Genomic DNA, 23,924 nt, shown 5'->3' on the forward strand with positions numbered 1-23,924 from the left:
TAGTGATCGTGCAGCCATGCTCGATGACCCGCCCTCCGCGCATGTCACGGGCGCAGCGCAACATGACACTCCGCCTAAGGGCAAAGTGTCACAAATGGCATGCCCGGAGGGGCACAAGCGCAGACCCGGCAGGCAAAAAAATAGGGCCAGCTTGCGCCGGCCCCTTGGGAAGTTTTGGGAGAGGATGCCTGAAAGGCATCCCTCATATGGGTTCGCGCCCTCCATGCTGCAAGTGCGAAATAGACGCCGCGCATTGCCTTTTTCGCAATCGGTGTTTCGCCCGTCGCAGCGACTACATGAACGATGGGGGGCTGGCCTTGGCCCAATGGGAGGCGGCAGCGCCGCCTCCCGGGCTCGGGTTTAGAGGAAGAGGACTTCCTCGGCGACAATCTCGACCGCGTAGCGTTCGACGCCCTCCCGGTCGGTCCACTTGGAGTAGTGGAGGCGGCCCTGCACCTCGACCAGGTCGCCCTTCTTCTTGTGCTTGGCGACCGAGGTGCCGAGGCCGTTGAAAGCGGTGACGCGGTGGAATTCGGCGAGGGTTTCGGTGTAGCCGGCCTCGTTCTTGACCGTCTTGCCATCGACCAGCTTGGGGCGATCGGTGACGAGGGTGAACGAAGTGATCGCGGTCTCGCCGGCGTGGCGGGTTTCGGGAGCGGCGGCGATGCGGCCGATCAGGATAACGAGGTTCTTCATGGGGTATTCTCCGTGGCTTGAACTCGGCGGAACCGCCCGCCGATGAACATCACAGGCAGGGCCAAAGGCCCGGGCCCGCACCGAACGCATGTGAGGGAAACCCAAAAGCGAGGAGTGGTGCGGCAAGCCCGAAGGGCTTCACGGTCCGCTGCTTTTGGGTTGCAGCCAGGGACTGGCCCTGCAGGGTTCATCGGCAAACGAAGGGCGGTTTCGTCAAGTCAGGCTCAGCGGATCCCCGCAAAGATCAGATCCGTCAGCCTCGGCCATTTCGGCAGGACCTGCTCCCACCCGCCAGCGCCCGCGCAGCGGGCATTGCCTTCCTCGGCCCCCGCTCCATACTGGTCAGTGACGCACGGTCACACGGGGCCGGGCCCAGCCCCTCCCGTCCAGTGCCATGCGCTACGGCAAGGCTATTCGTCAGATGCGCAAGAAGGCGGCCGCAGGCGAGCATGGATCGCCTGCCCTCGATGGGGACGCTCAGCGCCAAGGCCTCGCGAGGCCTTGCGCGACCAGATAGTCGCCGGCATCCACGCCGTTCACCGAGACCGAGGCGAGCGTCCGTCCATAGGGGGCGGTGCCAAGTCGCGTGATCGTCACCTGTCCGCGCGACAGCAGCCGCGTCAGGGCAACCCGCGAGGCTTCGCCTGCGGCAAAGTCACACCAGGCGTAGGACCGTCTCCGGTCCTGGCACTTGGGACTATCGGGCAGTTCGGGTGCATCGATATTGGCGATGCGGACACGCTCGCGGCCGCAGCGGATCGTGTCGCCGTCGTGAACAGAAGGCGACATGCAAAGGGCGGCGGCAGCAAGAGCGATCGGCATGGGTAGAGCCTAGCGCCCTCGCCCGCCCGCACCAACCAGCCTCGCCGCTTCCTCCACTGGCCCCGATCGTCACCCGAAGGGCCGGCATCCATGCCGGCGAGCTTGGGTGGGCGGCGGTGCGAAAGCGCCGACGCTCCGCCCTAGCGAGTAGAGCGGGTCGCCGCGGCGCCCGCGTGGGACGCGGGCCCCGGGGTGCCCCCTTCCCTCCCCGCCTCGCCAGACTCCCGCAAAACCGGTATGAACGCACTTCAACCCGGCCGCACTGGCCCCGCTGCCGCAGGCAGAGCCATCTAAGGGAAAGGATCCCGGACCATGGCTGATCCTCAGATGATGCCAAGCGCCCTGCAGGTGGCGCGCGCGATGACTGAGGTGCTGCGCGCGAAGCTGAGTGTCTTAGCGGCTGAAGAGGTCACGCTCTCCCGCGAGGAAGCCGCGCTTTGCCTCGGTCTTGCCGAAGGCGTGACCGAAAGCCTGGGACAGGACGCACTTCAGGACCGGTGAGCCGCCCGGCCCTGCGACCTACCGGACATTGAGCCCCAATTCGCCCAGCAATTGCCCGGCCTGCTCGCGCGAGATGGTCGCCCCGCGAAACAGCCCCGCATCGACCAGGCGTAGCCCGCCGAGGTCGGCACCGCGCAGGTCTGAGCCCTCGAAGCGCCATCCGGCGACCAGCGCCTCGCGCAGCGAGCAGTCCTCGAACACCGTCATGCGAAAATCGCCCTTGCGCACATCCGCACCCGACAGATCGACCCGGCGCAGAGTTTCCTTGCGAATCGAGAAGCCCGGCAGCTTGGCAGAGCCCAGCAGCACTTCCTCGAAATGGACGTGCATGGCGCGCGCTTCGGTAAAATCGGCGCCGGTGAGCTTGGAGCCGGTGAAGCGGGTCGAGGTCAGGCTGGCCCGGCGCATCGCGCAATTGTTCCAGTCGCCGCCAATGAATTTGGCCTCGCTGAGGTTCGAGCCCGAGAAATTGGCGAACGGTCCCCGGCAACCTTGCCAGACCGTACCTTCAAGCTTTTTGCCCCCGCAAGATCGCTGTGCCGCAGGTTGCAGCGTTCAAAGCGCGAGCGGGTGAGATCGAGCCCGGAAAGGTCGCTTCCTCGAGATCGCAGTCGACGACCACCTGAGCCGGACCGCCGCAGAGCGGGACGAGATCGGCACGAACCAGTGTTCTTCCGACGAGGCCACGCGGGGGCAAACAGGTCGTCCATCACGCGCCCAACTCTTTCGCGGCCCATCGCCTGGCTTCGGCTCGGCCGGATTGGCACAATGTTCCGTTTGTCAATTGGCCGGGAGTGCGCATATAGGGGGCACAAGTGGACTGGGAGTTCCCGGTCGGCGTCATAGCCTCGGTGAGTTTCATCGGGGCTTTTCGCTTATTTGGGGCGGGAAAACCTTGAGCCCCCAGTTCTCATAACCGCTGCCGACATTTTCGCGCCCGCCGTCGCAATAGAACTTGCGGGTCAGGACATCGAACGCGCGATTGTCCTGGCTCGGCCGCAGCACGCTCATGCCGATCGGCCGCGCCACCAGATCGGCCAGTTGCAGCCCGGATGAGTTCGCCTTCTTGTCGGCAAAGACAATCTCGAACGGCAGCGGTGCCCCAAGCTTGTTCTCGCCGTCGCGGATCCTGCGGAATTCCAGTTCGAGGTCCTTGTCTTCCTTCTTGCCGCGGCACTCGAAGACCACGTGGGTCTTCTTGGCGTCCTGGTTCTTCTCGATGAGAAACTCGTAGAGTGTCTCAAGGCAGAACCCGAGCGCAAGATGGTAGGGGTTGTCTCGCTCGACATCGCGCGCGCCGAGCCGGTGCTTGTCGATCACGCAGCTGATCAGGATGAAGTTGGACTTGTCGACGATGCCGCTGAGACCATCGATGAACCCCAGCTTCTCGGCCTCGTTGGCGAACTTGAAGGGACCCGTTTCCTTGTGGATTTCCCGCTCATGCAGGATCACGATGTCGTGGCCGAAGTGGTTGAACTTGAACTTCTCGAGCGCCGGGACAACCTTCTCGCTGTAGTGCTTCTTGTAGAAGACGCAGAATGCGAGGACGAACAGCGGGTAATTGGGATCGACGGTCTGCATGCCGTGATCCCCGCTCTCATCGACGTAGACGATGAAGTTGCTGAAGCGCCCCGTGGGCGTGGTCGCGCTCTTGCGGTCCTCGACCACCGGGTCGAGATCCAGATCGAACAAGGAAAATTGCTGGTCGGAAGCCGTCATCGCGCCGTGATGCCAGCGCGGCACCTGCAAGCCAAGCCGAAGCGGGGTTTTCCACACACCACCCCCGGGCACAGCAAACCTTGCCGCACCCGCAAGGCCGGCATAGACTGGCCCGGCGTGCCCATCCGGGGCCGCGTCAGACGAAGGAGATGCGCGAGAGGTCGAACGGGCAGCGTCGATCGCGAGAAATTGGAGCAGACCCCAATGATCCAGCGATACCGTGTGCTCGGCCGCAGCGTGGCCGAAGGCGATGAACTTCAGCACGTGCTGCGCGAGGCCTACGAGCGCAAAAGTCCGGTCCTTTGCGAATGCCGCAAGGGAACCGAGCTCCCCCTCTACATCTCGCACCGGCAGAATGGCTACGTGCTTGCACGCTGGCCGGGCTCAGGCGCGCGCCATGCGACCGCCTGCGATCACTACGACGCCCCTGATTACCTCACCGGCTTGGGCCAAGTGCGTGGGTCAGCCGTGCTCGACGATGAGGCGAGCGGCGAGACCAGCCTGAAGCTCGGCTTCCCGCTGTCGCGCGGGGCGGCCCGGCTCGCGCCCGCAGCGCTTACCAATGACAAGCCGACGGTGAAGTCGTCGGGTCAGAAGCTGTCGATGCGCGGGTTGCTCCATGTGCTGTGGGACCGGGCGGAGCTCACCCACTGGCATCCGAAAATGGCGGGCAAGCGGACGTGGTTCGTGGTGCGCCGCGCACTGCTCGAGGCGGCGGCAAGTTGCCGAGCCAACAAGGAAGCCCTGCCCCACGTGCTGTTCGTGCCCGAGAGCTTCAAGGTCGAAGAAAAGGAGGAAATCCGGGCCCGCCGCCGCGCGGCGCTTGCCCGGGTCTATGCCTCGCGCGACCAGATGATGGTGGTCGTGGGCGAGATCAAGGAGATCGTTCCCGCGCACGGCGCAGAAAGAATCGTCCTGCGCCATGTCGGCGACATGCCCTTCGTGATGGACCAGGACATGGCCCGGCGCTTTCACAAGCGGTTCGCCGGCGAACTCGCACTGTGGCAGGCGCAGGATGGACCGAACGGCAAGAGCGGGCACCTGGTTCTCGCCGGCTCGTTCGCGCGGCGGCGCGAGGGCACTTTCGACCTCATCGAGGTCGCGCTGATGCCGGTAACGGCAGAATGGCTGCCCTACGAGAGCAGCGACGAGCGCTATCTCGTCGGCAAGGCGGTCGCGGAGAAGCGGCGGTTCGTGAAGGGCTTGCGCGTCAATCTCGACACCGACACGCCGATCGCCAGCCTGGTACTCAAGGACACCGGCGAGGAAGCCAGCGCCGTCCACATCCACGACCGCGACAACGAGGTGGCGGAGCCGCTCGAGGCGCTGCTCGCCGGGCAAGGCGTCGCGCACCTGCTGTGGAAGGAGGGTGAGCCGCTCCCGGCCCGCGTCAGCCGGCCGCCGCGGCGAAGATGGGTCGCGCGGCAGGCCGCCTGAGCGGGCTCAGCCGTCCGATCGGGGCAACGGTCTTGTCGGCAGGAGGTCGAGGCGCCGGGGCGTGTCGCGTGGCGCGCGCAGGGCTTCGAGCCGGGCGGTGACGTCGTCCTCGTGCTGGGTGATCTCGATGCGATTGAGACCGACGATGGTCCAGACCGCCCGCTCGGGCCGCTCGGTCACGTGGACCGAGTAGGCGATGGGCAGCTTGTCGGGATAGAGCCAGAGCAGCAGCACGGGCAGCGCGGCGAGGTTCGGTTTGCCGCCCGTCGCAGCGAGCGTCATCACGCCCCGGTCGCAGTCATACCGGCAGGTGATCCCGAGCGGCTGCGGGTGGCCGGCAAGGCCGAGGATCGTTACGCGTGGCCGAGCGCCGAAGACCGCGTCGAGTTCGGCCGGGGGTTCGGCTTCTGTATTCTCAGCCATTTCGGCGAGGAACAGTTCGACCGCGGCGAAGCGCGCGGCTTCCTCACGGGTGCAGGCAAGTTCGAGGGTGAGCGTGATCGAGGACATGGCTGGGGCTTTCGTGTTGCCGCGCGCGCGCCGCGTCCCGCTGCCAGGGCAAGGGTTAGAACGGCCGGCAAGCGCAGAATTGAACGGGTCAGAGGACGAGGTGGCGCTCGACGTGCGAGCGCTCGCGCGGCCTCTGGAGGTTAAAGACGGGGACGGCGTGGCTGGTGGCGATGCGCAGCGCCTGGCCAGTGCCGCCCGAAGCCTCGCCGTCGGCGGTCCAGCACAGCACGAATTCAGCAGGGCTATCGAGGCTCACCCCCAGCACCTGGAACACGTTGCGGGTGTGGAGCGCCTGGACGAACGCCGAGAGCCCGGCGAAGGCCGGATGGTGCGCGGCGGCGATGATGCGCGCCCTGCACCAGAGCTCGGCGCCGAGCACATCGGGATGGAACTCGCTTGGCGAACCGCGCCAGCCTACCGCCGGCAGGAAGATCTGCGCGTCGCGGCCCGCCCCGCGTTCGAACGCGCTGTCGGCGCCCATCGCGTGGCCCGAGCGCAGGACATAGCCGCGCTTGGTGAGCGCGAAGGCGGCGCGGGTCATCAGGCTGAGCACTTCGGGCGGCGTGGCGCGCGCACCGATACCGGCATAGAAGCGAGGCATGGACTTGGACTCCCTTTAGGAACGCCCAGCTCCAGCCCCCTCCCCTTACCCGCTGTCGGCGGCAGCTACAGTGGCGGGGCCGTAGGCGGCGACCACGTTGCGGAAGGGGCGCATGACAGCGCGCGAGCCCTCGTAGGTCACCGGCTGCGGAAATCCCGCCGCGATCCAGGTAGCGGGTTCGACAAGATCGTCGAACCAGGCCTGCGCGTCTTCCGGCAAGGGCAGCTCCCCCGAGACCAACCACAAGGTCCGGTATGTCCCGAAATCATGGACATTGGCGACCAGCGCAAAGCCGAGCGGCAGCGGCGGCTCGCCGTTGAGGGCAATGATCGCGGCCTTGTAGGCGAGCAGTTCGAGGGTCTTGGCCGCGGCGAAGTCGGAGCATGACCCAAGCTGTGCGCAGGGCTCATCGGCGGGACCGGCGCCGAGTTCGAAGATCCGGTGCCGGCTCATCGCGCGGCCTCCTCTGGGCCATCCGGGTACCACGCGAGTTCCACCGCGTCCGGATGGGCGGCATCGAACTCGGCGATGCGCGCATGGGTAATAAGGCCCGCACGATCCGCGAGCCCGACATAGCCGCCGTAGAAGCGGCCACCGGCATGGACGAACTGGGCATGGACGTCGTCACACACTGCCTCGGTGATGAAGAAGCCCGGCACGCCCGCGATGTGCGCCGGCGGCAGGACGCCGAGCATGTCGTCGAAGAAGGCTTCGGTCACCCGCGATAGCGGGAAGCGGGCGAGCACTGCCTCGCGCGAGGCGGCCAACAGGGCCCCATCAGCTACGGTCATCGCTCGCCCCTCCGGTCACCACGAAGGCCGGAATAGTCAGTTCGGCGCGGGCCATCTCGCGCTTGAGATCGCGCAGCCGCGTGAAGCTGTTGATCCACGACGGGGGGAAGAGGACGTACTCGTCTTCGCTCGCCGTGTAGTCGCGCATCGGGCCTTGCCCGTCGAACACGATGATCTCGGGGAGATAGGCGCCGAGACAGCCACCCGACCAGCGGCGGAACGGCAGGCCGTGCTCGGCGCAGAAGGCGTCGATGTCGGGGATATGCCCGCCATTTAGCTCGGTGCCGTAGAGCTCGAGCGGCTCGCCTTCGGGCAATGTTGCGGGATCGAAGGGTTCGCCGTCCCACTCGGTGCGAAGGTCATAGTCGGCCGCGTGCGCAGCGAAAGCTTCGAGATGTTCGCGCGGCAGTGCGCCGCCGATGGTGATGTGAACGGGGGCTCGGTCGCCCATGGGCTTAGGTCCTTTCGCTTGGGTCTGATCCGACCGGCGAAGCCCCCCTCCCCTCAGCTTGACGTCGCCGCGGACCTACCTGCCACCCAGCGTTCGGTTGTGCGATCGACGGCGAGTTCACTGGAACAGGTCTGGCATAGCGAGAAGGCTTCAGCGGGCGTGCCCGCGAGCCACTGCTCCCAGTTTTCTCGGGCGAGGACGACGGGCATACGGTCGTGTACGTCGGCCATCTGCGGGCAGCCATCCACCATGACCATCGAATAGGCTGCGCCCCACTCCTCGGTCGGGCGCCACAGCCCGGCAACGGCAAAGACCTCTTCGCCCGCCAGCGAGTACCAGGTCCGGGTCATCTGGCCCTTGATGCCCTCGGCCTCGGCCCAGGCGGTGACCGGAATCAGGCAGCGGCGGCGCTCAAAACTTGGGCGCCAGAATGCAGTGCTGAGCTTGTCCTCGCGCGCGTTGTTGACGGGCTTGGGCTTGAGTGTCTGCCCGTTCTTGCCTTTGAGCGCGAGCGGGAAGCCCCAGGTCATCACCCGCGTCTCGCCCTCGGCGACAACCAGGCCGGGATAGCCCGGGTAGACCTCGGCGGCGAAGTTCGCGCCCGCGCCGCTGCGCGCGCCGAACAATCGGGCGATTTCCGCAGAGGCCTTGGTCATGCGGTACAAATTGCACATGCACCGATGCTCGGCGGACCGCGCTGCCCTGTCAATCGGGACGAGCGGCGGCACCAGCCACCTTGCAAATATGTTCTTCTTATGTTCCATTGCCGGCATGGAACGAATCGATACGTCTGCTGTCGCTCATGCGATCCTGGACGCCCCGGGCTGGGCGCGGGTCGGGATCACAGCCCCAAGCTCCTGCCTGCGCGAGGATGCCGCGCTCGAGCTTGCGCGCGTGATCGCCGATGCAGTCGATGCGCCGGTCAGCGCACCTCCCCCAGAACAGTCGACCCTACCGCTCTGAAGGACGCCAGTTCAGCCCGCCAGACTAGCCAGTAGCGCCTCGATCTGCGGATCGAGCGGAAATCCGAAACGCCCGGCGATCTCGGCGGCGTGTTCGAAGTCGGCCGCGCTGACGTGGAGCGAGCGGGCGAGGTCCGCGAGCGTCTCGCCCTCGCGCGGAACGGACAGGGCATGGAGATTCCCGTGCGCCTGCGTCACCGCAAACGGCCAGGTCATGGCGACACCGACCACCTCCTCGGCAAGCACGACCAGCGTGTCTCCGGTACTGATGGCCACGTCGCACTGGACCGCGTCATAGGCATTACCGGTGCTGGCAAAGGCGTGGTGGCGCCGGGTGATGAAGGCGAAGCGTTCACTGTCGGTCAGCATGTCTGGTCTCCGGGTATCCCCATGCAAATGAAGAGGCGGAACGCCGGGCGGGGGGCAGTGCCGGCGTTCCGCCTCAGGCCGCGCGGGGGGCTTATCCGCGGCCTTTGCACGTTGACGGGGACCCGCTTGGGGTCCCCGCCGGTTGGAGTTGGACTTGCCGATCAAGCGTCGACGAGGGGCGGCAGCGCGCCATCGTGTTCGGCGCCGTCCTTAGCACCCACCCGGCCGCGCTTGGCAGGCGGGGTCGCGGTGCTGTCGCCCAGACCGTCGCCGGCCTGCTCCGCGCCGCGGTCGCCGCCGGCATCGTCGGCCGGGAACATGTCGCTCTCGCCGTATTCGGACGCACCGAGCTGGGTGTTCCGGCGGCGCGGACGCTGCCAGGCGATCGCCATGGTGCCATCCTCGCGCGGAAAAGCGGCGATGTAGAGCGGCTGCGCCATCGAGGGGTCGTCGATCTTGCCCTGGTAGAAGCTCTCGCCGGTCGCGTTCGAGGAGAGTTCGAAGAGCGCCCCGACGATCACCCAGCGGCGCTGGTCGTTGAGCGCGACGATCTCGTAGCGGGGCGCGCGCGGGTTGCTGGAGGTCACCGGCCGCAGGCCGATGGTGCGGGTGATGGTGAGCGTTTCGACAGAGCCGATCAGCTGGCCGTTGGCGTTCTTGCGGATTTCACCGATGTTCATGGACGTTCTCCTGGGTGGATCGATTGCGACCGAACCCCTTGTTCGATCACTCACTTCCCACCCCCCTTCCCTCCCGGCCGTCAGGCCGAAGCTGCGGGCTTTGCCCGCAGGGTACTCAGACCACCGAAGCAGTGATTTCAAAGCACGAGTTCGACGAACAGCCAATGACGAGGATTGGAGACACTCCCGAACGTCATCATTGAAGAGTGCATATCTGAAAAGCGGTCGCTCTGGGCAGCGAACCAGTGAGTCAAATTTTCGCCCCTACCCGCATCGATTGTCGCTTCTTTCTTGCTTCCGCGATACCGTTGATCGATCAGGAGGACCGATCGGTAACGGCGTAGCTGCAACGAAGCAGGCTCTTTCTTGCTCGATTTAAGGCGATAGAAAAATGTGCCTTCCGTTTCGATACTGCATTTCTAGAGTATCGCGTACGCGCTACTACGGGCTCGCCTGAAATCCTGAAGGTTTTTCGATTGTTGCGACCTCGCTCATGACCCTGACGCTTGTCCCGATTGATCACGGCGAACTCTGCCACGGCTGGGCATGGACTGTTGACGATGAGGATGTGCTCGCAGATCGCGTCGCCCGCATCGTCCTGGGCCAATATCGTCATGTCGCAAAGATCTTGAGCGGCGTGGGCGTACCTGGACCGGCCGCCAATGCCGAGCAGGCAAACGCTGCCATCAAGCAGCTGACGCTCGCGGAGGGGAGCGATCCCTGGCACCGTGACGGTTGGCTCTTCCAGGCGATCTCATGGATCGCAGCCCATCAGCAGCCGTCGGCCTCGCTCACGCGCATGCCGCACATCCGCAAGGCCGATAAAGGGTTTGACGGCTTGCAACTGGAACTCAACGAAACCGGTACCGCGATCACTGCGGTCGTTGTTTTTGAGGACAAGGCCACCGACAACGCACGTGACACGATCCGCGACGATGTCTGGCCAGGCATCGTCGCCTTGGAAAAAGGCGAGCGGCTGAACGAGCTCAGCCAGGAGGTGAGCGGCATGCTCGACGCGCGCTCCGCCGTCGACCCCGAATTCGATCTCGATTCCGCCATCGCCAACACGCTCTGGCACGATGCCCGGCGCTACCGCGTCAGCATTACGATCGGCGACACGCACAATGATGCTTCGGCGCGTGCCAAGCTGTTCAAGGGATTTGATGACAGCGCGCCGGGTGCAGCCGCGCGCCGTCGCGCCGACACCATCTATCTGCCGGCGCTGCGCAACTGGATGGCCGGCTTCTCAGCCCGCGTGATCATCAAAATCAAGGCGATCGCCGATGTTTGATCCGACCACCGCAGCGTTGATCCGCGCGGCGCCGCCGCTCGAAGGGCTCGACCTCGACAATCTTCCCAAGCGGCTGACCGAAGCCTTTGCCGATATCGTCTCAGCGCGCATTCGGCTGCGCGGCGCGCCGGCGGACGCCGAAGACGAAGCGCTGGTCGCAACCGTGACCGAGCTGCGCCGCATCGCCGCGGCGCACGAAACCTATGCCGCCTTGCTGCCCGACCGCGAAAACCGCGCCTCAGCCGCCTTCGTCGCAGCTTCCGCACATCAGGCTATCTCGCTGGCGCTCCGCAACGCGCAAGCGACCAGTCATGTGGACATGGCAGCGGTAAGTTCCGACGTCTGCGCAACCTTGCTGTTTCTCCTGGCGGAAGCCCATGCAGATGCCTCCGAGGCCGCCAAGCGGATCGTGCCTGCAGCCGATGCCGTGCCGATCGAGCGAGCGCTGCTGCTCGCGATCCGCAGCCTGGCGCAAGGGCGGCTCGGCGAGATCGTCGCCGACGATGAGCCGGAGATCGATATCGACGGCGATGATCTTGGCTTGCGGGCGCTCGATGCGCTCCGATTGCTGCTTCTGCGCGGGGTAACCAACCTCGCCCGGCAGTTACGTCTGCGCGTCGACCTCGCGCCCGAGGCCGGCGGTGTTGTTCCTGCGAGCCAGCTTTTCGCGCAAGTGCGAGGCTTGGCGAGCGAACCTATCGATGGTGCCGGCGTGGCAGGGGAGACGCTGCTAAGCCTCTATCCCGGTCCATTGCACCTCGCCAATCTGCTGCTCGGGCTCGAGGGCGACCTTCTCGGCACGGCGCTCAGCCGCATTCCGACGCCGAGCGGGGTTGACGAAAACGGCTGGTGGCAAACGCTCCGCCGCATGGCCCGGCAGCGCCCTTATCTCTGGCGCAATCACCGGGAAGCGATCGAAAAGGGCTATCTCGAGCAAGGCGTATCGTCTGCGATAAGCTTTCCGACCGGCGGCGGCAAATCGACGCTCGCCGAGCTCAAGATCGCAACCGCGCTGCTTCGCGGCGAACGCGTCATCTTTCTGGCACCCACCCATGCCCTTGTCGGACAGACGCAGCGTGCGCTCAAGGGCACTTTCCAAGACTACAGCATTCTCGCCGATGTCGACGAGGATATCGGTATCGGCGATGTCGTCATGCTCGGCGAAGTCACGGTCATGACGCCCGAGCGTTGCCTGATGTTATTGTCGGTCGATCCAGACGCCTTCGCCGATCTGGGCCTTATCGTCTTCGACGAATGTCATCTGCTTCACCCGCGTGAGGACGACCGCAGCCGACGCGGCCTCGATGCCATGCTCACCATCCTCAACCTGACCCGTGTCGCGCCTGCGGCTGATCTGCTGCTCCTCTCGGCCATGATGAAGAACACGCAGGAGATCGCCGGATGGGTTGCCTTCCTGACCGGGCGCCAATGCCTCACGCTTGACCTGAGCTGGAAACCGACACGGCAGGTGCGTGGCTGCGTCGTCTACCCCGCTGAGCAAATCACTGCACTCAAAGCTGTCCTTGCCCAAGCGCGCATCGACTATCCGGATCACGACAAGCCGCCGGTCGGGGTGAAGAACGCGCTGCTCGCACAGCCCTTTGGCCTGTTCAGCCTGCTTCAGACGTGGTCGACCACCGACCGCAGCGACTATGCGCTGCTCCAATTGCACGCTGATAGCAGGCTGCTGTCGAGCGGCCGGGCTTGGGGAGGAAATTGGTATCTAACCCCCAATGGCAACGAAACCAGCGGCGCAATCGCTGCCGCCGCGGCCAGCGCCGGCATGAAGACATTGGTGTTCGTACAAACCACTGTCTTTTGCGAAAGCTGCGTCAAAGGCTACCCCGCGCGCGTCGCCGCCAGCCAGATCGCGCTCAACGAGGACGAGCAGAAATGGCGGATCCTCGCCGAGGAGGAAATGGGCGGCGCCGGCTATTGCTATATGAAACTCGCTGCGGACGGGACACTGCGGATGGGGACCGCCAGCCATCATGCGCTGCTGTTGCGCGAGGAACGCGAACTGCACGAAAGCCTGTTTCGCCGTCCGGACGGGATCAAAACGCTATTCGCAACCTCGACGCTTGCCCAAGGTATGAACCTGCCCAGCGAAGTCGTCATTATCTCCGGCGATAGCCGTTTCGACCCTCAGGCCGATAAGATGCAGAAGCTCGAGGCGCACGAACTGCTGAACGCCGCAGGGCGAGCAGGACGCGCCGGCGAAGGCGCACAAGGCTTCGTCCTGCTTGTGCCGAGCAAGGTCATCGATTTCGACAATCAGAACAACCAGATCAACGGCCATTGGATGGACCTGCAGGCGATCTTCGAGCAGGCCGACCAATGCCTCGTCATCAAGGACCCGCTAAAAGTAGTCCTCGACCGCATTCACGACGGCATCACTCAAACCGGCGCTTCGGCCTATCTCCTGAGCAAGCTGCCGTTGGCCGTCGCGGGCACCGAACCCGATCCAGCCGCGGCGTTGCTCAACAGGAGCTTCAGCGCCTATCGTGCGCTTGTCGCCGCCGACGCCGATTGGTTGAGCACGAGGGTCGCCTCGGCGCTCGCCGCGCGAGCTGCCCTTGATCTCCCCGAACCCGATCGCTGGATCGAGCAGGTCGCGGGCGCTACCGGACTCTCCGTCGCTTTGCTGCAGCAGATCGTTGAACGGCTCGATGCTGGTGCCTTTTCAGGTACAGCTCTTGAGGTCGTGACGGTGCTGCTCGACTGGCTTGACGCGCATCCGAGCCACTTGCTCACCCTGGTTCGACCGGAAAGCCTGGAGGAGATGTTCGGCACGCCTTATAAAAAGCTGACCGATGATGAAGCGCGCGGAAAGCATGCGTTGTCGTGGCTGCGTAAGCTATGGCCGATATGGATGTCTGGGGTGCCACTGTGCGAACTCGAGAAGGTCTTTCTCGGGCGCACGAGCAATCTCAAGCAGTGCAAAAATGCCCGCCATTTTGCGTCGCGGCTCGTGCCCGATCTCGCGTTCCTGGCAGGCCTTCCCGGACGCCTGCTCGCGGCGCGGCTGCGCGCCGCGGAAGACGAGACGCCCGTCCCTTCGGTTTTGGCGACACTGAGCGGTATCGTCCGCGAAGGCTGCGACAGCCCTGACAGTCTGGCGGTGCGCATCCATTTGACACGCTCAGTCTCGCGCGTTGCCGCCCGCAAACATTATGACGCCATCCGCCAGCATATTCAGCCGGGCAATTCCAACGAGGGCTTCGACGACACACTGGAGCGAATCCGACATGCCGATCTCGTCGCCAGCTTCACCGACCTAGATGATCTTGATGGAGATGGTTGAGCGTTTAGTTTGCCGATGCCGCCAAGCGCGCAATGTCGGCGCGCAAATGCCCCCAATGCTCGGGCCTCGGTCCATCCCAGTTCAGAATAGGCGGGCTCGCCTTAGCCCGTCAGCGCGTGAGGGCCGCATTAGCGATCGACGCGCCGTACTTCATCGCCATCCGCCTTTGCCGCAATTAGTATAGGCGCCGATCGCCGATAGCACATATTTCGCCTCGAGATGGACGTCCTTGGGCATTTCGTCATGCGTCTTGAGCCCGTCGAAGAAGGTCGCGACCGCCGCCGTCTTCAAATCCATCACGTGGTTGACGAGCCGCTCTTGCCGAATCTCTTTGGCCTCGCCGTGACGGATCCAGCGTGTCAGGAAGATCACGACGCAAAGCGCGTAGCGGAACACAAAGGTGTTGAGCGCGCATGGCATCGTCTTGGGATAGAAGCGCTCCTCGATGTTGAGCGACCGCAGCAACACTTTGTGGATGTCCATGCTGAGGTGGATGAGCTTGCGCTGCAACGCTTCCGAATAGGGAATCCGCTTGCGCAATCTGTCGAGCTCGCCGCGCTCGAAGATCCTCGCGCAGTGCTCGAATAGATTGAGGATGTTGCCGACCGACGCGCGCAGGTCGGCGACCTGCGCGCGCGATTGCTCCTCCATCAGCGAGAAGTGTGCATCGGCGTGCTCGTCATCGGGAACGTCAATCACGCTGCGGCAATAGTCACCGAATGATCCGGTCTGTTTCGGCTCGATGAGGCGGTTGACCAGCCCCTTGCTGTCACCCCGATCTCGATAGAGATCGAACGTGCTGCGTAGGATGATGACCTGGCGCGGGTGCCGACATAGGATTTTGAGAAGCTGGCGCGCCTGGAACGCCGCCGCTTTCTTGTGCACCTCGACCAATGTCATCTCCGCGATCACCGCGTGATTTTCGGTCGAGCGGCAAAGAAACGCGGCCAAGTCATCATGGCCGAGCTAGTTGGTATCGATGACGTGACGCTTCACTGCCACCGTGACGTCCTTATCGATCCGTTCGCCGGCGCGGGGCGGCTCCCGCATGGCTTTTCGGACGGGGGCTGGGTGACCAAACTGACGTGCATATCGCTCTCTAATTTACCGGCAAACTGCACCATACTGACGGCCATGACCACGATCGATCCCTCAGCGACTTTTGTCCTCGACGGTGCCGCCATCGCCAATTTCGTGAAATTGCAGCGGCTGTTTTTCCGCTGGAAGCAGCAGACGCTGGCAAGTGAAGCCCGTGTCTCGCTCGCGACGGTGCAGCGCGTCGAGCGCGGCGTCCGGGTGCGCCCAGCGCAGCTCCGCAAAATCGCCGTCGCGCTGCGCCAGCCCGAGGATGAATTCCTTCGCTCGCGCGTGCGCCCGACAGCCGAAGAGGCCGCCGCCAATTCCGTCGAGATGTTCGCCTGGACCGAGGGCCGCGTTCCGGTGGCCGTGGCGCCATTCCGAAGCGAGCCGCAACTCAAGGCGATGCTCGCCACACATAGCCTGCTTTTTCAATCCGATCTCGGGCCTGACGCCGCCGCCGACCTCGCCGAACTGCGCGAATGGCTCGATCTCGCGTCCTTCGTCCAGACCGAACGCCTCGGGCTAATTGGGCGTAAGCCCGAGCGCAACTTCCGCGTCCGGCCGCTGTGGCGCGATGTCCTTGATTGTGCCGAGCGGATCGAGCGCACGCATGCCGCAACAATTCTCACCGGCACCTACGAGGCCGAACCGAGCCACGGCGGTGAGCCGATCTGGATCGCGCTTTTGGCGGTGCGCTCGCGCCGCTCGAATCCAGCCGCGGGGACGATCCCGACACTGTGGGCAGACGCCAAGGTCGATGAGCGGCAGATGCTCGCCGACTATTTCGCCGAGTACGATTGATGGCGAGCGAGCCCCGCCTGATCGACCGCTTCACCGGCGCGTTCGTCGAGGAGATCGGCAAATGGGCGGCGCGCTTGGTGATCGCCTTGGTGGTTGCGGCCGCCAGCGGCTATATCCTGCTGCCAGCCTGACGCTGCGTCGAAGAGCGGCGGCAACCAGGTGGAGTAGGGGTCTTGCACTTGGATGCGGTTGGCCGTAGCTTCACTGCAGCTCTCGGTAGGAGCTCGGCACCCGCCACCCCCAAGCTGTTTGACAGCACTACCTTGTCCTTTCGCTGTTCGTTCAACCACGTTGTCCGGGCTTGCGAGGTGTTCGGCGGGTGACACTTCCCAGCAGGCCAGGAGAACGACCATGTTGAAGGAAGCAATTCGTCCGACCACGATCGTAGGCATCAAGCGACTGGCTACGCAGCACAAGAAGACCGCTGGCATATCGCATCGCGAGGCACTCGACTTCGCCGCGCGCAAAGCGGGCTATCAGAGCTTCGATCATGCGCGCCGTATGCTCGGGAGCAACGACAACGTCACCGGCGACGGTCATAGCCTGTTCCTGACCTACTACTGGTGCGACCGGAAGCCCTATCGCGCAGGTCGCGAGACCATCGAGATCCGGCTCTCGCGACCGCTATCCGAAATCTGCGACAGGGACGGCCTTCGTGACGGCCGCGTCACCGCCGGGATGCGGCTCGTCACGCCCGACCACCTCGTCCACGACTTCCTAGCCGAGTCGCAGGACTACGCCCGCGGCGAACTGTGCAAGCTCGTTCGCAGTCTGCGCTTCATGGAGGCGACGGGCCTGCAGCCGTGTTCGTGGCGGCGCGCGCGGGAGGCCATGTCGGACCGGGAGGACGAGCTGCCCGGCAAGGATCACGGTACCGAGTGGCACGATCCGCGCACCGGCCATGTCATCCTGCTCGACGAGCCCTACAGCCCCGCAGTCGTCAGCCCCGAGCGCGCAGCCTGGGCGGCGCGCAACGGGTGGCATCTGCAGGCGTCGTCGTGGCCCGGCATCTACAGCCCGTTTGCTTGCGCGCTCTTCGTCGCAGCAAAGGCCGATGGCGATCTCGACTTCGCCGCGCTGATGGCGAGGATCGATGGTCTGGCCCCGCCAGTCACCGCCGACGCCTGGCCTGGTATCTCGGTGCCAGGCCACGAAACCTTCCTGAGCCCGATGGCGATCACGCCGCAGGATAAGCGGCGTTCGCGTGCCAAAGGTACCGTATACCAGGTGTCTTCGAAAACGACGGTCCCCTCGAGCGCGCGCTGGAATGCGTTGCGCAAGCCCGTCGGCGCTTTTGGCCTCGATACGCATGTCGAAGCGGGGCGGATGATCAAGGCGGTGCTCTACTCGGCGTCGAAGCCCTATGCGGTCAACGCCCGCTTCGAGACGCTGCGCTGCACGCTCGAGAGTTGGCTGGCCATGGAAGCCCGCGAGGAGGACATGTCCCGGCGCGAGTTCCTCGACGCCTACTACGGCGCATTTGACAAGGGGGATCCGATGGTCGTGGAAGCAGATAGCAGCGACGGCGTTATCGCCATGCTCTCCAAGCTGCGGGCTATGCTCACCGAGGCCTATCCAGACTGCGCGCCGCTACGAAGGCTGACCGGCCGGATCGATACGGCGGTGAAGATGACTGCTCGATACCGGGATCGGGAGGAGGCCCGATTGTCGGCAGCCGTCGCCAGAACAATGCCGGGACGGCGTAGCCTGCACTGACGCCGGAACGATGTCGGGGCCGCACGGTCGTGTGTTGCGGCTCCGACGTCAGCAGCAGGCTCGCAGAGATCTGTCCGTCTGAGCCAACCCAACTGATCCCCGAGTCATCATGTATACGCGCACTACGTACCCCATTCAGGGACTTGCTGATCTTGCCTCAGGCGAAGTCTCCTCCATGCCAAGCCGTCAAATACCTCGGGCAAGTTGGATGCGTCTCGAACAGGTAGGGCTGCCACGACCTCTCGTCTGAAACGGATCCTAAATGCATCATCCTCAAGCCATGCCGACTGCCACCACGCTGCGATACCGGGATAGGCAGACGTTAGTCTCTCGGCGGAAGGCAATCGGTCCCGCTTCTGGTGCTGATTAACCCGGCGATCCGCAGGCAGAAGGTTCCATAAATCCCCGCACGGCCAAGCTGCCCATGGAAGGCAATGGTCGATGTCGAGCTGGGTCTCGCCAAGTGCCTTCCCGGACCAACAGCATTGGATGGCACCCCCACTATCAAGAATGCGCCGCGCGGCTGCTCGCCCAGCCGTCGTGTCTCGCAGGGGCTCCTCCCATGCGAGGGCAGCTTCCGCCTGGCCAACTTGCAGAACCATGCCCATGCGCTCAGCGTAGCCCTTCATCAAACGGGACCATTCGGCGGTAAGGACTGGTTCAATCCAAGACCCGAGCCGTGACATGGTCCTCCAGATTTGGCCTGGGACACGTATTGCGCCCCAAGCCCAGAGGGTCTGGACGTCAAAGGCGATTGCAGAAGGTGCGCGAGGAGCCGTTGCCTTGAACGCCCGAAAAACCTGTTGGTCTGACCCTGGATAGCGGATGAAATTGGCGGGCATCGTGACGATTGTCCGAGCCGCGTCAGTGATCGCTGAATGCGCAGCCTTCGCTCGTTCTGCCGTGAAAGATGAGCCTACACGCAGATCCGACGGGTAAAATTGCAGATCAAGCAGGGCTTTGAACCCGTCACGGGCAAAGCCTAGTCCCTCGGGGCCGGAGTTACGGGGTGCTTGAGGCAGACCGGCGCGGACCAGAGGCAGGTACATCCGCAGCCAGAACAGCGCGACGAGGCCTAACGGAACATCGATCGCATCGAGTTCGCCGTCAGCGATCCTGGTTGCCGCCGGTGCATGCTCGGCGATCCGGGAGAGTGAACGCAGAAGAGCCAGTTTGTAGGTGGATGACTTGTCGTCAGCGAGGATGATCCCCCTGATCAACGGCAGTGCGCCAGAACCCTCGTCTGGCATACGCAGCAGAACAGTCGTCCAGCGCACATCGGCGCGCGATAGCTCATCTTCCTGATCGGCGACCTTGAACACCTCAAGCCCAAAGCCGCGGGCAAACGCTTCCACTTCGGTCAGTGTAACGGGATGCATGGGCCGGTCTTGGGGCGCGGGGCCCTGACGCAGAGTCATGACCATCAGTCCACCCGGCTTAAGCAGGGCCGTCATCTTCCGGAAGGCCCTCTGCCGGTCGTTGGGCGCGATGTGTTGCCATACTGCGGACAGCAAGATCAGGTCGAAGGCTAGCCCAAGCTGGTGAACGCGAGATAAGGCCGGAAGCCGATCGTCGAGCCAGCGGATCTTCTCATCCGAATGCCGCCGGACGCCTTCACACCGCATCCCGGTGGAAGGCTCGACCGCCACCACTTCGTAACCCTTAGAAACCAGCCACGCCGCATCGCGGCCTGAGCCCGCACCGATATCCAGTGCGAGTGCGTCTGGTGTGTTGGGCTCAAGAACATCTTCGATGGGCCGGTAGGCCGCCAGGAGCGCCTGCTGATCGTACCGATGCGCAAGCTCGGCAGCTTGCTCATCATAGGTCGCAATTACGTCGTCGCTCACCGGCCAGCCCCCATGGGGCATGGTATATGGGTTCAACGGTAACGAAGCCAGCTTATCAAACCTCGCAATGCCCAAGTACTATCTTGCAGCAGCGATCAGCAGCTTAGAAATAAACCGGCTCAATCGCTGCGAAGGGCCCGCATCACCGTCGCGCTGATCGTTCCTGAGGTGCCGCCCCAGCTCCATGGGAAGCTTCGCGTACGGCGAAATTTCAGCCTCGAGTTCTTCGACCGTAGCAATTTGCCTGGGCTGGCCACCAAGCCAATGCAGCACCTCCGGATCATGGTCTGCCTCGACAACGCCGAACACCATCACAAAGAACGTATCCAGCCCCGGGTCCCAGCCAACCGCAACCTCGAAGACGTCGGAACGATGAGGCAGCGGCTTCAACGAATACCGGCTCATCGTCTCACCAGTCGCTCGCCAACATGATCGTGACGACGCGGAAGCTTTGCTGCGCGTCCCACGGCGTCTCCGACCCCCAGGAGAACGTCCCGTCGTTGGCGTAGATGTCGACCTTCCAGAAGATCCTGTGTCCCTGGAACTCGACCGCACCGAAGTCACGCTCGCCGTGAGGATCGTTCCCCGGCTCGATCGGGGTCTCGTTGATGAGCCTGCGCAGCGCGGCCTGACCCAGCATCAGACTGGCTTGACGGGCACCGGGGTCTTCGGCGTCGCCAGCAAGGATGTCGGCCAGCGCCCGCGTGAAAACGGTGCGTGAGGTTGCCAGCGAACCAGCGCGGGCCGCGTCGTTGAGCCGGGCGATCTCGGCAGTATGGTCGACGGTGCCTGGCGTAGATTGAGCAAGCTGGGTCATGGGTTCTTCCTTTCAAGACTGATCCCCCGCCGAGTGCCCCCTCCCCCTCCGCTGTCCGGTTGACGGGGTTTGAGCGTTCACGCTACGTTCTTTCGGAAAGGATCTCGCCATGCCCGCTCCCAGCCACCTCGACCATTTCGATCTCGACATCGGCCTGCGCGATGCGTCGTGCGACGAGAATCTGCCGCCGGTGCGCCGGGCGATCGCGGCGCTGTGCATCGGGGTTGGCGTGGATGACGCCTACCTGTCGGTCCGGGAACTGCGAGAGGCAGTGTCCCTCGTCCATGAGAACGCCCCCGGCGGACGGGCGAAGCTCGCCGGCATCCTCAGCACCCAGTGCGACGATTTCCAGCGGGCGATCTATTACTGCCTGGCCGGGCGCGGCGTGGTCGAGATGGCCGAGGCGATGGATTGGTTGCTGACGATCCTCAAGGCGCGCGGTCGCACCGCGGCCTGGCTCAGCCGACTGCGGGTGCGACGAAAGGACCTCGTTTCGCCCTATGTCAGCGAAGCGCCCGACGGACCGGTCGTATCGGCCAGCGCCGATTTCGAGCTCGGGCAATCGTGGTTCGTCGAGCGCGGTCCCGGGCCTTACTGATCATCGGGCTCGTCGTCGTTGCAGGTGACGACCCGCGAGACGGTTCGCCCCGGCGCCGCCTTGCTCGCCAGGACCACGCGGAAGGGCTGCAGCGGATTGCCGGTCTTGACCACGGCGGTGTCGCCCTGGACGTGTTCGGCGACCCGGGTGGCGATCCGGTTGGCGTTCTCGATGCTGCACAGGCGCGCCCGTTTTGACGAGCGCTGAGGCGGTGCGGGGTCAGTCATGGCGCTACTCGCTTGGGTGCCGGGTCACGAGGTTGACGGAGCTGCAGGCGGCGGCACGATCGTCCAGGCCCGGCTCATCAGCTTGCTGATCTTCACCCCTACCCCGTCGCTTACTCGGCGCAGGATGGTCTTGCGGCCCGACTGGACCACGCGGAAGCTGCGCTCGCTCTGCCCGTCGGTGAAGGTTAGCGGCTCGGCCAGCACCAGCATGTCGCCCGGTGCCGGCTTGCGGCGCGTGGTCAGGGCAAGGCGCTGGCGGCAGTGCTCGCGCCACTGCGCGGCGTATTCATTGCCGGGTGGCCCGAGCAGGTCGAGGATCGAGGCGGGACAATCGTAATTGTACGGCCCCATCGTTTCGCTCATGTCCTTGTAACCGAACTCTTCGCCGCTGCGCGCACCCGGGTTCCATTTGACAAGGCAGATGAGCGCGAAGGTCTCGCGCGGGCCTTCGACATCGTAGCTCTGGCAGGCGGCGTAGTAGGCGCCCGAACGCACAGTCGATTTGAGGACACGCAGGCCCGTCGCCCGGCCCTTCTCAGGGTCGGGCGGATAGGTGCACTGGTTGTCGAGATAGGCCTTCGGCGTGTCGAACGGGGCCATGCCGCCGCGGGACATGAACAGCCAACCCATGGCGGTTCTCCTAGACGAGCGCCTGTTGGCGCGGATTGATGGAAAGGCCGGTCTCGCGAACGACGAGCACGCGGAAGCTCTGGGGCGCGGCCAGGACGGCGATGTCGCAAAAGTGGTTGCGCTCGCCCAGATAGAGCTGTCGGCCCTTGCACCGGCGGAACATGACCTCGCGGCCCGGACGGATGCAGGGGATCGAGACCTGGACGTAGATCTCATCGCCATGGAGCGTAATCTCGCCCGAAACCGCAGGCCCCGCAAAGTTGCTGCGCAGATCGTATTGGTCGGGCTCCAGCCCAAGGTGGCGCGCCGCCACCCGCAGCGCCGAGCGTGCTTCGCGGTGGAAGGCGCGTTTGGCTTCGGGATCGTAGCCGATGCCGCGGCGAGCGAGCGCGACAAGCGCGGGCTTCGACTTCAGCTCGTCGATCTTGGCGAGGCACTGCCGGCGCAGCGGCAGGTCTTCTGCGAAGGTCTCATCCGGCGCGTGGCCGAGCGCGATGCGGCCAACATGACGCGCGAGCAGGATGGTCGCAGGATCGCGGGCCGGGTCGATCCCGGCATTGCGCGCGTCTTGCATCGCATCGACCACGGCCTGGGTGGCGGTGGCAATGGTCGCGAGCGCGTCGGGCTGCAGGGCACGGCGGTAGCGGAAGTCGAGATCGTAGTTCATCGGTGAAGTCTCCCTTTGCGCCCCCTGGCGCATCGGGCTCCCACCCCCTCCCCTTCCCGCTCGCCCTGCGAGCTATCGCAGTGCTTCGGCTTCCCGGCCGCCGTCAGGCTGCCTCCTTGAGCTCATCCGGCAAGGTCGAACCGAGCGCCGGGTCGAACTGGCGCAGCCACTTGACCGCCTGCTCGGCCTTGGCCGCCGCGTGAAGGATGGCGGTCTTGTCGCCGCGCAGGATCTTCATCCAGTGGTGGATGTAGGAGGCGTGGCTGTCGTGGAGTTCGTTGGGGAGGCCGTATTCGGCGCAGAGAGTGGCCTGGCAGAGCGAGGCTACATATCCTGACAGTCCAGCCCCAATCTGACTTCCGACGCCAATTTTCCGGACGCGCGTCATGCCGCCAGCTCCTCGGGCTGGGGTTGCTGGGCGTGCATCCAGTCGGCTGCGGCCTGTGCCTTGCTGGCGGCGGTGAAGATGGCGCGAGGGTCGTCCTTCAGCACGCGCAACCACGATGCCACGTATGCGGCATGATCGGCGCGCGGATGGTGGGCGATCCCGAGGTCGGCGAGCACGAACGAAGCTGTCAGTTCGGCGCAGATCTCCTCGATCGCCAGACTGTCGCGCTTGAACCTCTCGGCAAAATTGCGGTCGAGCCTGTGCTTTGCGCCCGTAGCGTGGCCGGCTTCGTGCAGAAGGGTGCCCATCTGCGCCGATGGATCCCGAAACGAGGCAAAGATCGGCATGAAGATGTGATCAAGATCGATCCGGTAGTGCGCATCGTAGGCGCCTTCGGTGATCGGAATCTTCAGAGCCGCGACGAATGCCTCGGCATGTTCGAACCGCTCGCTCTCGGGCAATACCGCGACAGGAGCGGGCTCATAGCCCTCGACCTGTGCGAGGTTGAACACGGTGAAGGCCCGGGCGAACATGCGGCCGGGGCCGGCTTCGCCGTCGTCATGATCGTCATCGGCGCGCGATGCGGCCTGCTTCCAGAACACGACGGTGGTTCCGCGCTCACCCTTGCGGACCTGTCCGCCAAGAGCTGCCCACTGGCGATAGGTCCCCCAAAGACCACTGGAATAGCTGCTGGCTTCAGCGGCAATCCAGAGCGCCAGCACATTGACACCGCGATAGCGACGGCGGGAGGTGACGTTCTGCGGCCTCGTCGTGGCAGCGCCATCATGGTGCCAAGGCATGCGCCAGTCGCCGGCACCGGCTTCGATGGCAGAGACAATCTCGGTGGTGATGCGCGAATAGACGTCGGCTCGCGGCGTCGCAGGGTGGGATCGGGACATGGCGGGTCTCCATGGCGGGCGGAGGGAAACTCTCTTCCGCTCCTTCAGCCCGTCACCCGCTACACGCCTCCTCTACCTCTCCCGCCCCGCCTGAGGCGGGGCGAATGCTGCTTGGATGAA

General features: G+C 64.6%; 29 protein-coding genes and 1 pseudogene. 9 read left to right on the forward strand and 21 right to left on the reverse strand.

Features of this window, described 5'->3' with window-relative positions:
• Positions 1–360: 360 nt before the first annotated feature.
• Both B5483_RS17925 and B5483_RS17930 read right to left on the reverse strand, forming a co-directional pair.
• Complete coding sequence (locus tag B5483_RS17925) at positions 361–696, reverse strand: single-stranded DNA-binding protein (protein ID WP_006949404.1); 336 nt, start codon at positions 694–696, stop codon at positions 361–363.
• A gap of 477 nt (positions 697–1,173) precedes the next feature.
• Positions 1,174–1,518 carry a thermonuclease family protein gene (locus B5483_RS17930; RefSeq protein WP_039336869.1) on the reverse strand — a complete coding sequence of 115 codons (345 nt, stop codon included), beginning with the start codon at positions 1,516–1,518 and terminating at the stop codon, positions 1,174–1,176.
• A gap of 312 nt (positions 1,519–1,830) precedes the next feature.
• On the opposite strand from B5483_RS17930, the gene B5483_RS22950 reads away from it, so the two are divergent.
• A complete protein-coding gene (locus B5483_RS22950; protein WP_139384056.1) occupies positions 1,831–2,019 on the forward strand; it encodes a hypothetical protein in 189 nt (62 codons plus the stop codon).
• Between the two features lie 18 nt (positions 2,020–2,037).
• On the opposite strand, the pseudogene B5483_RS17935 reads toward B5483_RS22950, so the two are convergent.
• Positions 2,038–2,729 (reverse strand): annotated as a pseudogene (locus B5483_RS17935) (pentapeptide repeat-containing protein).
• 148 nt (positions 2,730–2,877) lie between these two features.
• The gene (locus tag B5483_RS17940; RefSeq protein ID WP_079731498.1) at positions 2,878–3,738 is read right to left on the reverse strand and encodes a DUF3800 domain-containing protein; all 861 of its coding nucleotides are present in this window, start codon (positions 3,736–3,738) and stop codon (positions 2,878–2,880) included.
• 204 nt (positions 3,739–3,942) lie between these two features.
• On the opposite strand from B5483_RS17940, the gene B5483_RS17945 reads away from it, so the two are divergent.
• Positions 3,943–5,175, forward strand: coding sequence for a DUF1173 domain-containing protein (locus B5483_RS17945; RefSeq protein ID WP_079731398.1), 1,233 nt, complete (start codon positions 3,943–3,945; stop codon positions 5,173–5,175).
• 6 nt (positions 5,176–5,181) lie between these two features.
• On the opposite strand, the gene B5483_RS17950 is transcribed toward B5483_RS17945, so the two are convergent.
• The 6 genes from B5483_RS17950 to B5483_RS17975 all read right to left on the reverse strand — a co-directional run bounded on the left by B5483_RS17950 (position 5,182) and on the right by B5483_RS17975 (position 8,202).
• Positions 5,182–5,685: a hypothetical protein gene (locus B5483_RS17950; protein WP_079731399.1), complete on the reverse strand. Its 504-nt coding sequence runs from the start codon at positions 5,683–5,685 to the stop codon at positions 5,182–5,184.
• A gap of 88 nt (positions 5,686–5,773) precedes the next feature.
• Entirely contained in the window at positions 5,774–6,286 is a 513-nt protein-coding gene (locus B5483_RS17955; RefSeq protein WP_079731400.1) for a hypothetical protein, read from the reverse strand.
• Between the two features lie 45 nt (positions 6,287–6,331).
• Positions 6,332–6,739: a hypothetical protein gene (locus B5483_RS17960; protein ID WP_079731401.1), complete on the reverse strand. Its 408-nt coding sequence runs from the start codon at positions 6,737–6,739 to the stop codon at positions 6,332–6,334.
• Entirely contained in the window at positions 6,736–7,077 is a 342-nt protein-coding gene (locus B5483_RS17965) for a hypothetical protein (RefSeq protein WP_079731402.1), read from the reverse strand. Before B5483_RS17965 ends, B5483_RS17960 begins: the two co-directional genes overlap by 4 nt.
• Complete coding sequence (locus tag B5483_RS17970; RefSeq protein ID WP_079731403.1) at positions 7,064–7,528, reverse strand: hypothetical protein; 465 nt, start codon at positions 7,526–7,528, stop codon at positions 7,064–7,066. The genes B5483_RS17965 and B5483_RS17970 overlap by 14 nt, the downstream gene beginning before the upstream one ends.
• Positions 7,529–7,581: 53 nt before the next feature.
• Positions 7,582–8,202: an SOS response-associated peptidase gene (locus B5483_RS17975; RefSeq protein ID WP_079731404.1), complete on the reverse strand. Its 621-nt coding sequence runs from the start codon at positions 8,200–8,202 to the stop codon at positions 7,582–7,584.
• A 97-nt stretch (positions 8,203–8,299) separates the two neighbouring features.
• On the opposite strand from B5483_RS17975, the gene B5483_RS17980 reads away from it, so the two are divergent.
• On the forward strand, positions 8,300–8,491 hold the full coding sequence (locus B5483_RS17980) for a DUF6771 family protein (RefSeq protein WP_079731499.1): 192 nt from the start codon (positions 8,300–8,302) through the stop codon (positions 8,489–8,491).
• 11 nt (positions 8,492–8,502) lie between these two features.
• On the opposite strand, the gene B5483_RS17985 is transcribed toward B5483_RS17980, so the two are convergent.
• Both B5483_RS17985 and B5483_RS17990 read right to left on the reverse strand, forming a co-directional pair.
• Positions 8,503–8,859 (reverse strand): hypothetical protein, encoded by a 357-nt coding sequence (locus tag B5483_RS17985; RefSeq protein WP_079731405.1) that lies wholly within the window; start codon positions 8,857–8,859, stop codon positions 8,503–8,505.
• 161 nt (positions 8,860–9,020) lie between these two features.
• Positions 9,021–9,539 (reverse strand): DUF736 domain-containing protein, encoded by a 519-nt coding sequence (locus B5483_RS17990; RefSeq protein ID WP_079731406.1) that lies wholly within the window; start codon positions 9,537–9,539, stop codon positions 9,021–9,023.
• Positions 9,540–10,032: 493 nt separating this feature from the next.
• Here B5483_RS17990 and B5483_RS17995 point away from each other — a divergent pair, with 493 nt between their 5' ends.
• Positions 10,033–10,830 carry a hypothetical protein gene (locus B5483_RS17995; RefSeq protein WP_079731407.1) on the forward strand — a complete coding sequence of 266 codons (798 nt, stop codon included), beginning with the start codon at positions 10,033–10,035 and terminating at the stop codon, positions 10,828–10,830.
• Positions 10,823–14,134, forward strand: a complete 3,312-nt coding sequence (locus B5483_RS18000) for a DEAD/DEAH box helicase (protein ID WP_079731408.1) — start codon at positions 10,823–10,825, stop codon at positions 14,132–14,134. The genes B5483_RS17995 and B5483_RS18000 overlap by 8 nt, the downstream gene beginning before the upstream one ends.
• Before the next feature lie 150 nt (positions 14,135–14,284).
• Here B5483_RS18000 and B5483_RS18005 read toward each other — a convergent pair whose 3' ends face one another.
• On the reverse strand, positions 14,285–15,085 hold the full coding sequence (locus B5483_RS18005) for a hypothetical protein (RefSeq protein WP_079731409.1): 801 nt from the start codon (positions 15,083–15,085) through the stop codon (positions 14,285–14,287).
• Between the two features lie 6 nt (positions 15,086–15,091).
• Here B5483_RS18005 and B5483_RS18010 point away from each other — a divergent pair, with 6 nt between their 5' ends.
• The 3 genes from B5483_RS18010 to B5483_RS18015 all read left to right on the forward strand — a co-directional run bounded on the left by B5483_RS18010 (position 15,092) and on the right by B5483_RS18015 (position 17,731).
• Entirely contained in the window at positions 15,092–16,015 is a 924-nt protein-coding gene (locus B5483_RS18010) for a helix-turn-helix domain-containing protein (protein ID WP_245829355.1), read from the forward strand.
• The gene (locus B5483_RS23705; RefSeq protein WP_281251251.1) at positions 16,015–16,146 is read left to right on the forward strand and encodes a hypothetical protein; all 132 of its coding nucleotides are present in this window, start codon (positions 16,015–16,017) and stop codon (positions 16,144–16,146) included. The genes B5483_RS18010 and B5483_RS23705 overlap by 1 nt, the downstream gene beginning before the upstream one ends.
• A gap of 220 nt (positions 16,147–16,366) precedes the next feature.
• Positions 16,367–17,731, forward strand: a complete 1,365-nt coding sequence (locus B5483_RS18015; RefSeq protein WP_079731411.1) for a DUF5623 domain-containing protein — start codon at positions 16,367–16,369, stop codon at positions 17,729–17,731.
• A 122-nt stretch (positions 17,732–17,853) separates the two neighbouring features.
• Here B5483_RS18015 and B5483_RS18020 read toward each other — a convergent pair whose 3' ends face one another.
• The 3 genes from B5483_RS18020 to B5483_RS18030 form a co-directional block, all read right to left on the reverse strand.
• Positions 17,854–19,578 (reverse strand): class I SAM-dependent methyltransferase, encoded by a 1,725-nt coding sequence (locus tag B5483_RS18020; protein WP_176168101.1) that lies wholly within the window; start codon positions 19,576–19,578, stop codon positions 17,854–17,856.
• 78 nt (positions 19,579–19,656) lie between these two features.
• Positions 19,657–19,983 (reverse strand): hypothetical protein, encoded by a 327-nt coding sequence (locus tag B5483_RS18025; RefSeq protein WP_079731413.1) that lies wholly within the window; start codon positions 19,981–19,983, stop codon positions 19,657–19,659.
• A gap of 4 nt (positions 19,984–19,987) precedes the next feature.
• The gene (locus B5483_RS18030; RefSeq protein WP_079731414.1) at positions 19,988–20,395 is read right to left on the reverse strand and encodes a DUF3768 domain-containing protein; all 408 of its coding nucleotides are present in this window, start codon (positions 20,393–20,395) and stop codon (positions 19,988–19,990) included.
• 109 nt (positions 20,396–20,504) lie between these two features.
• Between B5483_RS18030 and B5483_RS18035 the strand changes: the two genes are divergently transcribed.
• On the forward strand, positions 20,505–20,993 hold the full coding sequence (locus B5483_RS18035) for a hypothetical protein (protein WP_079731415.1): 489 nt from the start codon (positions 20,505–20,507) through the stop codon (positions 20,991–20,993).
• Here B5483_RS18035 and B5483_RS18040 read toward each other — a convergent pair.
• The 5 genes from B5483_RS18040 to B5483_RS18065 form a co-directional block, all read right to left on the reverse strand.
• Positions 20,987–21,220: a hypothetical protein gene (locus tag B5483_RS18040; RefSeq protein WP_079731416.1), complete on the reverse strand. Its 234-nt coding sequence runs from the start codon at positions 21,218–21,220 to the stop codon at positions 20,987–20,989. The genes B5483_RS18035 and B5483_RS18040 overlap by 7 nt on opposite strands.
• A gap of 24 nt (positions 21,221–21,244) precedes the next feature.
• A complete protein-coding gene (locus B5483_RS23545) occupies positions 21,245–21,850 on the reverse strand; it encodes a DUF6927 domain-containing protein (RefSeq protein ID WP_245829357.1) in 606 nt (201 codons plus the stop codon).
• A gap of 10 nt (positions 21,851–21,860) precedes the next feature.
• Positions 21,861–22,517, reverse strand: a complete 657-nt coding sequence (locus B5483_RS18055; RefSeq protein ID WP_079731417.1) for a hypothetical protein — start codon at positions 22,515–22,517, stop codon at positions 21,861–21,863.
• A gap of 103 nt (positions 22,518–22,620) precedes the next feature.
• A complete protein-coding gene (locus B5483_RS18060) occupies positions 22,621–22,905 on the reverse strand; it encodes a zincin-like metallopeptidase domain-containing protein (RefSeq protein WP_079731418.1) in 285 nt (94 codons plus the stop codon).
• Positions 22,902–23,804 (reverse strand): ArdC family protein, encoded by a 903-nt coding sequence (locus tag B5483_RS18065; RefSeq protein WP_079731419.1) that lies wholly within the window; start codon positions 23,802–23,804, stop codon positions 22,902–22,904. Before B5483_RS18065 ends, B5483_RS18060 begins: the two co-directional genes overlap by 4 nt.
• Between the last annotated feature and the right edge of the window lie 120 nt (positions 23,805–23,924).

The sequence above is a fragment of the Novosphingobium mathurense genome, assembly GCF_900168325.1.
GTDB classification, from domain to species: domain Bacteria; phylum Pseudomonadota; class Alphaproteobacteria; order Sphingomonadales; family Sphingomonadaceae; genus Novosphingobium; species Novosphingobium mathurense.

What these genes read in the sequence shown, in the direction of transcription:
- B5483_RS17965 (WP_079731402.1), bottom strand. Translation starts at nt 7,077, where the DNA reads ATGACCGTAGCTGATGGGGCCCTGTTGGCCGCCTCGCGCGAGGCAGTG.
- B5483_RS17925 (WP_006949404.1), bottom strand. Translation starts at nt 696, where the DNA reads ATGAAGAACCTCGTTATCCTGATCGGCCGCATCGCCGCCGCTCCCGAA.
- B5483_RS23545 (WP_245829357.1), bottom strand. Translation starts at nt 21,850, where the DNA reads ATGGGTTGGCTGTTCATGTCCCGCGGCGGCATGGCCCCGTTCGACACG.
- B5483_RS17970 (WP_079731403.1), bottom strand. Translation starts at nt 7,528, where the DNA reads ATGGGCGACCGAGCCCCCGTTCACATCACCATCGGCGGCGCACTGCCG.
- B5483_RS17945 (WP_079731398.1), top strand. Translation starts at nt 3,943, where the DNA reads ATGATCCAGCGATACCGTGTGCTCGGCCGCAGCGTGGCCGAAGGCGAT.
- B5483_RS18040 (WP_079731416.1), bottom strand. Translation starts at nt 21,220, where the DNA reads ATGACTGACCCCGCACCGCCTCAGCGCTCGTCAAAACGGGCGCGCCTG.
- B5483_RS17955 (WP_079731400.1), bottom strand. Translation starts at nt 6,286, where the DNA reads ATGCCTCGCTTCTATGCCGGTATCGGTGCGCGCGCCACGCCGCCCGAA.
- B5483_RS17960 (WP_079731401.1), bottom strand. Translation starts at nt 6,739, where the DNA reads ATGAGCCGGCACCGGATCTTCGAACTCGGCGCCGGTCCCGCCGATGAG.
- B5483_RS17985 (WP_079731405.1), bottom strand. Translation starts at nt 8,859, where the DNA reads ATGCTGACCGACAGTGAACGCTTCGCCTTCATCACCCGGCGCCACCAC.
- B5483_RS17995 (WP_079731407.1), top strand. Translation starts at nt 10,033, where the DNA reads ATGACCCTGACGCTTGTCCCGATTGATCACGGCGAACTCTGCCACGGC.
- B5483_RS22950 (WP_139384056.1), top strand. Translation starts at nt 1,831, where the DNA reads ATGGCTGATCCTCAGATGATGCCAAGCGCCCTGCAGGTGGCGCGCGCG.
- B5483_RS17990 (WP_079731406.1), bottom strand. Translation starts at nt 9,539, where the DNA reads ATGAACATCGGTGAAATCCGCAAGAACGCCAACGGCCAGCTGATCGGC.
- B5483_RS17975 (WP_079731404.1), bottom strand. Translation starts at nt 8,202, where the DNA reads ATGTGCAATTTGTACCGCATGACCAAGGCCTCTGCGGAAATCGCCCGA.
- B5483_RS18000 (WP_079731408.1), top strand. Translation starts at nt 10,823, where the DNA reads ATGTTTGATCCGACCACCGCAGCGTTGATCCGCGCGGCGCCGCCGCTC.
- B5483_RS18055 (WP_079731417.1), bottom strand. Translation starts at nt 22,517, where the DNA reads ATGAACTACGATCTCGACTTCCGCTACCGCCGTGCCCTGCAGCCCGAC.
- B5483_RS18035 (WP_079731415.1), top strand. Translation starts at nt 20,505, where the DNA reads ATGCCCGCTCCCAGCCACCTCGACCATTTCGATCTCGACATCGGCCTG.
- B5483_RS17980 (WP_079731499.1), top strand. Translation starts at nt 8,300, where the DNA reads ATGGAACGAATCGATACGTCTGCTGTCGCTCATGCGATCCTGGACGCC.
- B5483_RS18015 (WP_079731411.1), top strand. Translation starts at nt 16,367, where the DNA reads ATGTTGAAGGAAGCAATTCGTCCGACCACGATCGTAGGCATCAAGCGA.
- B5483_RS17950 (WP_079731399.1), bottom strand. Translation starts at nt 5,685, where the DNA reads ATGTCCTCGATCACGCTCACCCTCGAACTTGCCTGCACCCGTGAGGAA.
- B5483_RS23705 (WP_281251251.1), top strand. Translation starts at nt 16,015, where the DNA reads ATGGCGAGCGAGCCCCGCCTGATCGACCGCTTCACCGGCGCGTTCGTC.
- B5483_RS17940 (WP_079731498.1), bottom strand. Translation starts at nt 3,738, where the DNA reads ATGACGGCTTCCGACCAGCAATTTTCCTTGTTCGATCTGGATCTCGAC.
- B5483_RS18060 (WP_079731418.1), bottom strand. Translation starts at nt 22,905, where the DNA reads ATGACGCGCGTCCGGAAAATTGGCGTCGGAAGTCAGATTGGGGCTGGA.
- B5483_RS18010 (WP_245829355.1), top strand. Translation starts at nt 15,092, where the DNA reads ATGGCCGAGCTAGTTGGTATCGATGACGTGACGCTTCACTGCCACCGT.
- B5483_RS18025 (WP_079731413.1), bottom strand. Translation starts at nt 19,983, where the DNA reads ATGAGCCGGTATTCGTTGAAGCCGCTGCCTCATCGTTCCGACGTCTTC.
- B5483_RS17930 (WP_039336869.1), bottom strand. Translation starts at nt 1,518, where the DNA reads ATGCCGATCGCTCTTGCTGCCGCCGCCCTTTGCATGTCGCCTTCTGTT.
- B5483_RS18030 (WP_079731414.1), bottom strand. Translation starts at nt 20,395, where the DNA reads ATGACCCAGCTTGCTCAATCTACGCCAGGCACCGTCGACCATACTGCC.
- B5483_RS18065 (WP_079731419.1), bottom strand. Translation starts at nt 23,804, where the DNA reads ATGTCCCGATCCCACCCTGCGACGCCGCGAGCCGACGTCTATTCGCGC.